At 59.5% G+C, this 12,039-nt stretch carries 8 protein-coding genes and 1 pseudogene; 3 read left to right on the top strand and 6 right to left on the bottom strand.

Annotated elements, in window-relative coordinates:
* Nucleotides 1–6 precede the first annotated feature (6 nt).
* Nucleotides 7–246, top strand: a pseudogene (locus tag PMI35_RS35105) (YebG family protein); the annotation flags it as partial.
* A 216-nt stretch (nucleotides 247–462) separates the two neighbouring features.
* Here PMI35_RS35105 and PMI35_RS31655 read toward each other — a convergent pair.
* Nucleotides 463–1,482 (bottom strand): Glu/Leu/Phe/Val dehydrogenase family protein, encoded by a 1,020-nt coding sequence (locus tag PMI35_RS31655; RefSeq protein ID WP_008054432.1) that lies wholly within the window; start codon nucleotides 1,480–1,482, stop codon nucleotides 463–465.
* Nucleotides 1,483–1,665: 183 nt separating this feature from the next.
* On the opposite strand from PMI35_RS31655, the gene PMI35_RS31660 reads away from it, so the two are divergent.
* Entirely contained in the window at nucleotides 1,666–2,469 is an 804-nt protein-coding gene (locus tag PMI35_RS31660; protein ID WP_008054430.1) for a SirB1 family protein, read from the top strand.
* 127 nt (nucleotides 2,470–2,596) lie between these two features.
* Here the strand turns inward: PMI35_RS31660 and maiA are convergent, their stop codons facing one another.
* Genes maiA through hmgA form a run of 3 tightly spaced genes read right to left on the bottom strand, consistent with a single transcriptional unit; the run spans nucleotide 2,597 to nucleotide 5,857 of the window.
* Nucleotides 2,597–3,232, bottom strand: coding sequence for a maleylacetoacetate isomerase (gene maiA / locus PMI35_RS31665; protein WP_008054429.1), 636 nt, complete (start codon nucleotides 3,230–3,232; stop codon nucleotides 2,597–2,599).
* Nucleotides 3,233–3,244: 12 nt separating this feature from the next.
* On the bottom strand, nucleotides 3,245–4,549 hold the full coding sequence (gene fahA / locus PMI35_RS31670) for a fumarylacetoacetase (RefSeq protein ID WP_008054428.1): 1,305 nt from the start codon (nucleotides 4,547–4,549) through the stop codon (nucleotides 3,245–3,247).
* A gap of 3 nt (nucleotides 4,550–4,552) precedes the next feature.
* Complete coding sequence (gene hmgA / locus PMI35_RS31675) at nucleotides 4,553–5,857, bottom strand: homogentisate 1,2-dioxygenase (RefSeq protein WP_008054426.1); 1,305 nt, start codon at nucleotides 5,855–5,857, stop codon at nucleotides 4,553–4,555.
* A 165-nt stretch (nucleotides 5,858–6,022) separates the two neighbouring features.
* Between hmgA and PMI35_RS31680 the strand changes: the two genes are divergently transcribed.
* On the top strand, nucleotides 6,023–6,817 hold the full coding sequence (locus PMI35_RS31680; RefSeq protein WP_008054424.1) for an IclR family transcriptional regulator: 795 nt from the start codon (nucleotides 6,023–6,025) through the stop codon (nucleotides 6,815–6,817).
* A gap of 5 nt (nucleotides 6,818–6,822) precedes the next feature.
* Here the strand turns inward: PMI35_RS31680 and PMI35_RS31685 are convergent, their stop codons facing one another.
* Both PMI35_RS31685 and PMI35_RS31690 read right to left on the bottom strand, forming a co-directional pair.
* Nucleotides 6,823–9,264 carry a dermonecrotic toxin domain-containing protein gene (locus tag PMI35_RS31685; RefSeq protein WP_008054423.1) on the bottom strand — a complete coding sequence of 814 codons (2,442 nt, stop codon included), beginning with the start codon at nucleotides 9,262–9,264 and terminating at the stop codon, nucleotides 6,823–6,825.
* 191 nt (nucleotides 9,265–9,455) lie between these two features.
* Nucleotides 9,456–12,011 (bottom strand): LuxR C-terminal-related transcriptional regulator, encoded by a 2,556-nt coding sequence (locus PMI35_RS31690; RefSeq protein WP_008054422.1) that lies wholly within the window; start codon nucleotides 12,009–12,011, stop codon nucleotides 9,456–9,458.
* Between the last annotated feature and the right edge of the window lie 28 nt (nucleotides 12,012–12,039).

Below are 12,039 nucleotides of genomic sequence, written 5' to 3'. Positions count from 1 at the left end.
TGGTGAATGGCCGTCGAAGTGGTATACCGCAGCAGCCGAGATCTGGAGCGCTTGTTCATGGATAAAGCCGAAGCTGACCGTCATGACAAAATGCTCGAGCTGGCCGAGTTGCTGGCTGACGTATTGCAAAAAGCCGTTCCGTCCCTGACCGAACAGCAAGTTGAAGAAGTCGGGATCTACATGGCGAAGAACCGCGACGTGTTCGCCAAGGCGTTCAAGAGCCAGCCGGACGCCTTGTCCGAACTGCTCACGGCGCCAGTAGAAGTCGCAGAGCCGGTTAAAGCACCTGCTGCTGTTGAAGCGCCTGCGGCTGTTGAAGAGAAAAGCGCAGAATCGGTTGCCCCGGCCAAGCCTGCCAAGACTGCGAAAACAGCGAAGTCAACGTCGTAAAAATCAAAAGATCGCAGCCCTTGTAGGAGCTGCCGCAGGCTGCGATCTTTTGATCTTGATCTTTTGATCTTTCTATCGATACAGCACTTTCTCCGCCAACTCGTCCGCCACTCGGGCCGGTGAGCGTTTTTCCGCCTGGGCGTGGGCGAAGACTTCGGTGAGTCGCGAGCTGATTTTCGACAGGTGCGCGGTGATGGTGCCCAGCTCTTCGCCGCGATGCTTGAGCGAGACATAGATCAATCCACCGGCGTTGATCACATAATCCGGCGCATACAGGATGCCCCGCCGCTCCAGCTGATCGGCAACGTCCAGATGGGTCAGTTGGTTGTTCGCCGAACCGGCCACTGCCGAGCAGCGTAGCTGCGTCACGCTGTGGCTGTTCAGCACCCCGCCCAGACCGCAGGGCGCAAGAATGTCGCAAGGCGTACTGAGCAATGCGTCGTTGGCAATCGGGTGCGCGCCCAGTTGCTCCATCGCCAGTTGGACCTTGCCATGGTCGATGTCGCTCACTAGCAGCTCGGCCCCGGCGGCGTGCAACTGCTCTGCCAGGGCAAATCCGACGTTGCCCAGGCCCTGGATGGCAACGCGCAGGCCTTCCAGGTTATCGCTGCCCAACCGGGCCATGGCCGTGGCGCGGATACCGGTAAACACGCCCATCGCCGCATGAGGCGCGGGGTCGCCCGCCGACGTGGTGCTGGTGACGTGCTGGGTCTGCTGGGCGATGCAATCCATGTCCGCCACCGAGGTGCCACTGTCGATGGCGGTGATGTAGCGCCCGTCGAGTTGATTGATGCAGCGCCCGAACGCTTCGAACAGCGCAGCGCGATTGGCCACGTGAACGGGGCGAATGATTACTGCCACGCCGCCGCCCTGGGCCAGGCCGGCCAGGGCAGCCTTGTAACTCATGCCTTGGGCAAGGCGCACCGCATCCTCGACTGCAGACTCGTCGCTGGGATAGGCAAGATAACGGCAACCGCCCAGAGCAGGCCCCAAACGGCTGTTATGAATGGCAATCACCGCCTTCAACCCGGTGGCCGGGTCGACGCTAAGATGTAGCGATTCAAGGCGAGTGCTTTGCATGAGAGCGAACATCGTAAGGCTCCCGAATCACTTCTTGTAGTCGCCAGTATAGGCTTGCGCACAAAAATTGCAGAAGCGCACCGGAATAAGCGAAGACGCCATGCACGCTTTAGGAAATAACCGAAACTGGCCCCTGTACGGTACTGGACGAATGGCAAAGACCGGTCTAAAACGAGGCATAGCCCGGAGATTTTCATGACGCCGCGCCAATCGTTTTTCGCCTGCCTGCAACGATCACCGCCTGCGCTGTTCGAGGCAGCGCTATGGATTGCCGTCGAACATGACAATCAGGTGAACCCCGAGTCAGTGTTGGCGCACTTCAAGGAGCTGCAACTGCGGATCAGTGGAGGCTTGCCGATGCTGCCCGTGAGCGAGTTGGCGCAACCGTTGCTCAGGCGCATGGTCGAGTTGGGGTTTGCTCAGGATGATTTCGCCCCCTTGCGACCGCAAGTGGCGTTGCTCAATAAAGTCCTGGAGCGTCGCCGTGGGCAACCGTTGGCCTTGGGGCTGATCGCCCTGGAACTGGCCAGAGGCCTCGAAATTCCGCTGGTCGGCGTCAACTTCCCGGGGCATTTCCTGCTGCGGGTGCCAGGCGCCGATCACCTGCTCGACCCCTGCGGCGGCCGGCGCCTGTATCCCAACGATTGCCGGGAACTGCTGCACCGTCAGTACGGCCCGAACATGCAACTCAACGCTGAGCACCTGGTCACCGCCACACCCGCACAAATGCTCCAACGCCTGTCACGCAACCTGCGCCAGCTGCATCTTTCCCACGACGATTACATTGGCGCATTGATCGACGCCGAACGCGTGCTGGAACTGGGCGACGCCAGCGCCTCCGACTACCTGGCCCGGGCCAGTCTCTACCAACGCCTGGACTGCCCGAATGCCGAGCGCTTCGACCTGGAACATGCACTGCTGCTCAGCGACGATCCGATCCAGCGGATTCGCCTGACCGAGCGATTGGGGCATTTGCCGCCTAATTCGATCGTTCACTAACCACACCCTTTGTAGGAGCGAGCATGCTCGCGAAAAACCTGAGTGCGCTGCGGGGCATCTGGTTTAACGCGTGATCGTTCACGTCCATCGCGAGCAGGCTCGCTCCTACAGGGTTACGCGTGAGGTGTTAAGGCGTGTCAGGCTGGTTAGCCGGATGCGCCTTGATGAACGCCGGATGACTGGCCACCAGCGCGGCTACCCGGCGGATTCGCGGATAAGCCTCAAGGGAAATGTTAAAGCGCTCGGCGGCGTATAGCTGTGGAATCAGGTACACATCCGCCAACCCGGGCTGCGAGCCAAAGCAGTAACCCTCATCGCCAATCAACTGCTCCACGGTCGCCAGCCCCTGGTTGATCCAGTGCGCGATCCACTCGACCACCTGCGGTTCATCAAAGCCCGACTGACGCAGCCGATTGAGCACGCTGACATTGTGCAGCGGATGCACATCGCAGCCGATCAGCGCCGCCACGCCACGCTCACGGGCGCGGGCAACCAGATCCTTCGACAGCAGCGGCACCTGTGGATAACGTTCCTCCAGGTACTCGATGATCGCCGGTGACTGAATCAGCAGCTCGCCTTCATCGGTGCGCAACGCCGGCACGCGGCCTTGCGGATTGATACCCAGGTACGCTGGCTGGCGATGCTCGCCACCGGATGGCGCGATCAGATTGACTGGCAGCGCCTGGTAATCCAGGCCCTTCAACGCCAGCGCAATCCGTACCCGATACGACGATGTCGAGCGGTAGTAGGTATAGAGTTCCATGAACCGATCCCCTTAGCGAGCCGGCAACACTTTGCCGCGGCATTCACCAAAACCGATGGACGCAAACCCTTCGCGGCTGCAACGGCCACGCAGGATGATTTCATCGCCGTCCTCAAGGAATTTACGCACTTCGCCCGAGGCCAGTTCGATCGGCTTTTTACCGCCCTCGGTGATTTCCAGGAGGCTGCCGAACTGGTCGTTTTGCGGCCCCGACAAGGTGCCCGAACCGAACAGGTCGCCGGCCTGCAACTGGCAGCCATTGACGCTGTGATGCGCAACCAGCTGCGCCACGGTCCAATACATGTGTTTCGAGTTGCTCAGGGCCAGGCGATGGGCCGGCAGGTTCTGCTCGCGCATGGCTTCGGTGAGCAGCAGCACTTCCAGCTCGATGTCGAACGCACCAGCAGCTTGATCGCGTTTATCGAACAGGTACGGCAGCGGCTGCGGATCGCCTTCCGGACGTGCCGGCTGGGCGAGGCGGAACGGTTCCAGCGCTTCAGCGGTCACGACCCACGGGGAAATACTGGTGATGAAACTCTTCGACAGGAATGGACCCAACGGCTGGTATTCCCAAGCCTGGATATCACGCGCCGACCAGTCATTGAGCAAGCAGAAACCGGCGATGTGGTCAGCGGCGTCACCAATGGCGATGGAGTCGCCCATGTCGTTGCCCTGGCCGATCCAGATGCCCAATTCCAATTCGTAGTCCAGGCGTGCACAGGGCCCGAACGTCGGCTCGGTCTGACCGGCCGGCAGCGTCTGGCCTTTCGGACGGCGCACGTCGGTGCCCGACGGGCGTATGGTCGAGGCGCGACCGTGATAGCCGATCGGCACGTACTTGTAGTTGGGCAGCAACGGGTTGTCCGGGCGGAACAGTTTTCCGACGTTCTGTGCGTGCTCGATGCCTACGTAAAAGTCGGTGTAATCGTTGATCTTCGCTGGCACATGCATCTGGCAATCAGCAGCCAGAGGCAGCAGTTTTGCGCCCTGGGCCTCGATCTTGCCGTGCAGGGTGCTGCCGTCCTTGAGCAACTCGATCAGACGCTCACGCAAGGCTACACGAGCTTCGCGGCCCAGCTCGAAGAACGCGTTCAACTGACCGCCACGGCTGGCTTCGACCGCAGCTTTTGCAGCGCCGTCGAACAGGCCGGCATCGAGTGCCGCTTCCAGATCGAAGATATGGTCGCCGATGGCCACGCCACTGCGCGGCGCCGCCCCCTTCACGCTGAACACGCCCAGTGGCAGGTTTTGCAGCGGGAAATCCGCATGACCGTTGGCCGAAGCAACCCAGCTGCGAGTAATGGAAGTTTGCGTCATGGGTTATCTCCGGGTCGGGTCGAAAGTGGCGGGAAAAGTGGCCCAGCAAGCATCGTAGTTGTCTTGCAGTTGCGGGCAATCGAGGGCAAATCGGCTCGGGCGCAACACCTGGCTGGTCTCGAACATGAAGGCCATGGTGTTGTCGATTTTCGCAGGTTTCAGGTCGGCGTTGATCGCCTTGGTGCAGGTCTCGCCGTCTGGCCCGTGAGCGCTCATGCAGCTGTGCAGCGACGCGCCGCCGGGCACGAAACCTTCGGCCTTGGCATCGTACTCGCCCTGGATCAAGCCCATGAATTCGTTCATCAGGTTGCGGTGGAACCACGGTGGACGGAAGGTTTTCTCGGCCACCATCCAGCGGGGTGGAAAGATCACGAAGTCGAGGTTGGCCAGGCCGTGGACGCTGGTCGGCGAGGTCAGCACCGTGAAGATCGACGGGTCCGGATGGTCGAAGCTGACCGAGCCGATGGTGTTGAAACGGCGCAGGTCATATTTGTACGGCACGTTGTTACCGTGCCAGGCGACCACGTTCAACGGTGAGTGATCGAGCTCGCAACCCCACAACTGGCCAAGGAATTTCTGCACCAGGGTCGTGGGCTGTTGAAGATGTTCGTAGGCAGCCACCGGCGTCAGGAAATCACGCGGATTAGCCAGGCCGTTGCTGCCGATCGGCCCCAGATCCGGCAGGCGCATTGGCGCTCCGTGGTTCTCGGCAATGTAACCGCGCGCTTGCGGGTCAAGCAGTTCGATGCGCCATTTCAGCCCGCGAGGCAATACCGCAATTTCCAGCGGCTGCACTTCCAGCACGCCCAGTTCGGTGGCGATGCGCAGGCCGCCCTGTTGCGGCACCAGCAGCATTTCGCCGTCGGCATTGAAGAATACGCGCTCCATGGAACGGTTGGCGCAGTACTGGTAGATGCTGATCCCCGCCGGTTTATCCGCGCCGGCGTTGGCCGCCATGCTCACCAGGCCATCGATGAAATCGGTTGGCTCGGCGGGAATGTCCAGCGCGTTCCAGCGCAGACGATTGGGGGTTACTTCGCCCAATGGGCCGCCGGCCAATTGCCGATCGAGCTTGACGAATGCCGGGTGATTGGCCGAAGGCTGAATCCGGTACATCCACGTCCGCCGCGCTTCACTGCGAGCCATGGTGAACGCGGTGCCGGAGAACAGTTCGGTGTAGAGACCGTAAGGGGCTTTTTGCGGGGAGTTCTGGCCGACGGGCAGTGCGCCAGGCAATGCTTCACTGCTGAATTCGTTGCCGAAGCCTGACTGATAAGCCAGTGCTGGCGTCGTTGAATCGGAGTTCATGGAGCCTCCTGAACAGAGAGTCGACAGTGGCCGGTCGCTCTGCTGCAGAGTTCGTGGCACGCCGAGGTTATTTTTATCGTAATCCAATTACGCATAACGTAATTTGATTGGCGTTGACCGTCAAGCTATAAAGACGCCCATTCGTCCCGGGATCACAACGCCTCCATGGAAAAGCCTGACAGCAACGGTAAACAGAAAGTCCGCTCGGCCGAGGTGGGTACCGACATCCTCAAGGCCTTGGCCGAGTTGTCGCCCTCGACTTCGCTCTCGCGCCTGGCCGAGCACGTGCAAATGCCGGCGAGCAAGGTTCACCGATACTTGCAGGCGCTGATCGCCAGTGGCTTTGCCGAACAGAATGCGGCAACCAACCATTACGGCCTGGGCCGCGAAGCCTTGCGCGTCGGATTGGCGGCACTCAACAGTATGGACGTGCTGAAAGTCTCCGCCCTGCCGTTGGCCGAGTTGCGCGACGACCTGAACGAAACCTGTTTTGTGGCGGTATGGGGCAATCAGGGCGCCACCGTGGTGCATATCGAACCGGCGGTGCGGGCAGTGACGGTGGTGACGCAGTTGGGGTCGGTGCTGCCATTGCTCAGTTCCTCCACGGGCCTGGTATTCGGCGCGTACCTGCCCAAGCGTGAAACCGTAGAGTTGCGTGAACAGGAACTGCTGTCGGCCAGCGCTCATCCCCTCGGCGATGACCAGGTCTATGAAACGCTATGTGGGCAGATCCGCAGCCGCGGCTTGCATCATGTTCATGGTTTGTTGATGCCGGGTGTCGATGCATTGTCGGCACCGGTGTTCAACGCCGTCGGGCACGTGGTGGCAGTCGTCACCATTGTCGGCCCGGCCTCGTTGTTTCATGCCGACGAAAACGGCCCGGCGGCGCAGCGTTTGCTGGCGGCGACACGGGCCGTGAGTTGGCGGATGGGGTATGAACCGCCCACCGTCATCGGCTAGCCGGATTACATCAAAATCGTTTGCTCGCTGGAATCAGGCTCGGCGAGCGACTCCTTCATCAGTTGGCTGACAATGGCCAGGTCCACCGTTTTGCCGGTGCACGCAGAGATGACACCCATGCAGGTATTAGCATTGCCGAGCTGTTTGGCAATGGCCTTCTGCATCATCGAAAAACCTAACTTGCCGATGCGCATCGTGGCCAGCTCCATCATGCAATCGAGGTAACTTGAGAACAGCTTCTCGTAGTTCCCTTCCTGAAACGCCTTCGCCCCCTCAAACACTGCCTTCGTCATCACGACAGCACTTAACGCGAGCCCGATGGGTGCAAAAGGGATACTGACAATGGTGACCGCCGCGATTGCGGTGTCGTAGATCAGCTTGCCGACAATCTCCGCAAGACTGGTCGTCTTGGCATCAACGTCGTCAATGATCTGAGCCATTGCATCGGTGTAGCAACGGGAGAAATCCCGGACTCGACTATCGAGTTGCAGATGAGGGATGTCCTCGATGCTGCGCAGCTTCACTTTCTCGAGGTATGCACTGACGACTTTCTGCTGCGTCAACTTGGCTCGCTTGCTGTAATAACTGCCAAGCCCTGCCGTTTTCACCGATCTGGCAAACTCGGCCAAGGGCCTGAACGATCTGCAATCCGGTGCAGAGGGGGTATACAGCAGATCATCCGCGACACCATTGTGCATGAGGCGGAAAACATAAAGACCGTCGACCTGGCAATCTTGCAGATAAAACCTGTAGAGACCCTCCCGTTGAGGGGACTCGGGATCTTCAACATGCTCGATTGGGTCAGGTTCTACTTCGTGCGACTGTTCAATCAGCCCTTCGATCTGCTCAAATTGCTTGCGTTCAAGATGACCAATGAACAGCGCTTCCAGCGCTGAACGATGCATTTCATTGCGCCGCAGATCCGCATAGACGTCGCGCTTCAAGGCATAACCCGGCGCGTTCTGATCCAGGTAATCAGCTTTCAACATGGCGAGGTACCGCTCACCTGGGCGCAAAGTTTTAGACCAGCCAGGCAAATACTTGATCAGCAGGCTGGATACGGGTGGATGACCGGGTGAGAGACGTATGGACGGGTAAATTCCGGGGTTATGGGTTGGGCCACTCTCTTCGGTAATGTGATGTTCATCGATGATCATCCGGGACAAGGTCATCTCGTTGGAATCATCAAGCCTCACCACAATCAGGTCAGGATCTATGTCGACTGTTTCGCCGTGTTGCGCCAGGACCTCCTCTGCGCGCTCCTTGATCAGCTTGGTGGCGAAATCCTCGTAACTGATCAGCGCTGCCTCGCGGCTTGCAAGTCGGGTCAAACCTTTGAGCTCGATGTTCAGCCGGGCAAAACATTGTCGCTGGGTGGCTGTGGCCGAACGATAGCCGGCAGGAACAACCGCTTGCATTTCCCCCCGCAACCAATCGACATGCAGCATAACCCCCTGGCGCAATGCACCCTCTGCGCTGTTTGGCCAAGGGCTGCGCTGGATACCACACCACTGACTTGGCAGGTCCTGCAGACGTCTCATGTACGCGTCGAAGCTGGCGCGTTCACTGGCCAGCGCCTGGCGGCTCAGGTAACTGCGCCCTTCGGGTTGAGCGGTCCAATCGAACAAATGGAAATTCAACTGCCTGAAGCTCGCGAACTCATACCAGCTCCTGCCACCTGGAGCCTGCGGTGCATAAAGCACACAAAGGCCTTCTTCGCCCTGCGACCCGCAACAGACAATCATCCCCTCGAAAGCGCCCTTCGCATCACCGAACGAGATCGCTCCCATGGAACAACGCTCATCACCTTGCGAGGAGATAGCGACGATCTGCAGGCTCTCGTCGCTGATATGCCTTTGTAGCTTCGCGCTGAATGAACTCAGTCGTATACGACTGCTCAACAGAATCTGTTGCGCTTGAAGCACCGCTTCGTCCGTGTATTTCTTTTCGAATTGTTCCGCATAGAATGCGCGCATGCTCGCGTCAACCATCACCTCCAGAAGATCCTCTGCGGTCACGCCGGACGGTAACGCCTCCCCTTCCAGTTTGATCTCCAACGGAAGGGTGGTGGAGCCGTACAAATCGTTGAGCATGAATTCGGGAAGCGTCAAGCGATTGCTTTGCACAACCTTTTGCTTGCCGACGAAGAATGTGTAGTGAGCGCTGACGAAAATATGGTCCGGGTCAACAACCTCACCGCAGAGGATTCGAACAACTTCCCGCGCTTGAAATCTGGCGAACGCCTTGAGGGATTTTACTTCTCCAAGCAGTGTATCCAGCGCCTGTTCGCTTTCTGTCAGGGACTGCTCGGCATCAAAGTAGTACTGGCGATCTTCCTCACTTGCACGTTGCAGCCAATCCGGCAGCTGGGGTGCTTGCCTGGAGGGGCGCAAAACTTCTTCTTGAAGTTTGTACGCGGGCTCATTGGTTAATCCATTAATTTCCATGCACTGTCCTTTTTGCATACATTATTATGCTGGTCGTTACTGTGAACCCCCATATCAGCGTGTAGAAAAAATCAAACTGAATGATTGAAACTTCCGGGGCGACTCCAAACATATAAGCACTACGGCCATAGAAGTACACCCCGAAACTTGTGTGCATTCATGAACAAACAAAACGCCTTACAATTCGCACATCAAGTAACAATACCCAAGACTTTCGCCTTGGCCACGGCTTGCGTTCTGCGCTCCACCCCCAGCTTCCCGTTGATACGTCGCGCGTGAGTCTTGACCGTATGCAAGGAAATGAACAAAAGATCGGCAATTTGTTGATTGGAGTTGCCCTGCGCCACTAACTGCAGCACCTGTATCTCACGCTGGCTCAAGTGGTTCTGGGCTGCACCCGGCGCCTGGTGATCATCGCGCGATTCGGTCAGGCCAATGGCTTGCGGCAGCTGCGGCTGGCGCAACTGCAGATCGCGCAAGGCCTGTTGCAGATTGCACCGCTCAACCAGAGCCAAACCTTGCGCCAGTGATTGCCGGGCAACGTCCGGGTCACCCTTAAGCCAGGCCACTTCAGCCAAGGCAAGATGCAATTGCGCTTGCAATGCCGTCATCCCCCGCCGGCTGGCCCGTTGCAGTTGGACTTCAAGCCGCTCCTGAGGTGTTTGCGCCTGCCCCAGGTAAACCTCGGTCAGGACCAGCAGATACTCCAGGCCGTCGATCATCTCCAGCGTTGCCGGTGGGGCCTGTCGTGCAGCGGCGCCGTGATAGTGACGCAGCACCCGTGTCAGGGCCTGGTGAGCCAGTTCCGGTCGCCTTTGTTGCAACCAGAAATGGATACTGGTGTGCAGCAAAACACCGCGATAGACCGTCTCGGGAATCCGCCGTTGTTGCATCAACCGTTCGGCGTCACGCAGCCGGTCGAAAGCCTGAGCGTAATCCAGGCGATTGGCCGCCAGTTGTGCCAGCCCCAGAAAACCATACAGCGCTCGCTTGTCCTGGCTGCGCAAGCAGATCTGCAGCCCGCTCTCGAAGTACAGTGCCGCCTGCTGCTCCCGACCCAGACTCAAGTTCAATCGGCCACGACGCAGGGCGATCCGTCCCAACAGGGGTTCGGCATTCGAATGCTGCCGGCAGAGCAGGCTGTGCATGTTGGCGAGCAGGTCATCGGCCCTGCAGGATGCTCCGCGCTGCTCGAGCAACTGGGCGTGATCGAGTTCCAGCAACCCCTCGAAAACCAGCGATCCTTGGGCTCGGGCGAGGCACAGCGCTTCGCGGTTAAGCGCCTGAGCGACATCAAGCTCGCCCCGCAGCAAAGCCTGTTGCGTCAAGCCGGACAGGCACATCAGCCGGGCAGTCCAGCACTCGGGGTCGAGTTCGCCCAGTGCCTCGAGAAAGTGCGCCCGCGATGCGTCCATGCGCCCCTGCAAATGCAGCAGCCACCCTTGTTGAGCCTGCCAACGTGCGATCAATTGCCGTTGGAGGGTTGCCGACGGCTGGGGCGTGAAGCGTGACAACTGTTCGATGCATTCGCCCGCCTGCTCGAAACGCCCGGCAAACAACAGCGCCGCGGTAATCAGCCCGACCAGTTGCGGCGAACCGAACAGCAGTTCCTCGCCCCGTTGTTCGTGTAAACGAAGCAGCAGTACCACGGTCTGCTCTTCGAACAACTGCTCGAAACTGAAATGCTGCAACAGGCTGACCGCGACCTCGAACTCTTGCGCCAGCAACGCCTGTTCGAACGCGGCCTTCCAGTCCTGTTCGGCGACGAACCACTGGCAGGCACGACGATGCCAGAAGCGTGCGGCCGGCCATTGTTCATCGCGCATCAACAGGGCCAGTGGAGCGAAAATCTGCAACCAGTCCGGCGAGCCTTGCCAGGGTTCGATGAAACAGCCCAGCGCCTGCAACGCACTCAAGTATTGCGCGCCCTCGCCCGCGCCGAACAGGTGATCGCTGAGCCGGGCGTTGAATCGCGGCAACAGCGCCAGCACCCGCCAGGCTTCGGCAAGTTCCGGTGTCAGGTTGGCGAAGAGTTCATGTTCGAGGTAGTCGTGCAGGGTATCCGCTCGACCGTAGAGGGCGTCGTGGCGCGTCCAGTCGCATTTTTGCAGCAGCGCAATCCGCACCCCGGCGCACCAGCCACCACTGTGGCGCAAGATCCTCTCGGCACCTTTCGCGGCCTGGGCCGGTTCCAGGTGATGCAACAGCTTTTCGATTTCACCTTGATTGAACGCCAGCGCAGCGCACTCGCCCTCGTACAGTTCATCATCGAGCAACAACCGTGGCCAGTTGCATTGCGGACGCCGCCGCCCACTCAGCCACCAGGTGAGCATCGGGCTGCTGCCGGCCAGCAACCGGTCGAGCAACAGGTCCAGCTCCGGGTCAGGGACTCTGCAATAGTCATCGATAAACAGCCAGGTGGCTGTCGGTAATCGAGCCAGAGACTCCAATAGTCCGGACTCATCCGACGTTGTCAGCCCCAGCGTTTGCGCCAGGCGCTGGCAAAAGCCACCCACACTGATCGCCTCACCCGCCAAGGGCAGCCAGCGAACCTCACATTTTGCCGGTGCATTCAACATGCATTCTGCGAGCAGCGCACTCTTGCCGCTGCCGGGCGGTGCACAGAGCAATTTCACCCGCGCCGTCGAGGCCAGCAACGGCTCGACCAGACGCGCACGATACAAGTGATGGGGAGACAATCGAGGCAGGAGTCCAGGACGGTCCAGACACGTCGTCATGGCGGTCATAGTGGTGCGCCTTTTTTATTTTTGTGGC

Origin of the sequence: Pseudomonas sp. GM78 (assembly GCF_000282475.1) — a bacterium.
In the GTDB taxonomy this organism is placed as follows: Bacteria; Pseudomonadota; Gammaproteobacteria; order Pseudomonadales; family Pseudomonadaceae; genus Aquipseudomonas.
This window is presented reverse-complemented; position numbering and strand designations above follow the sequence as displayed.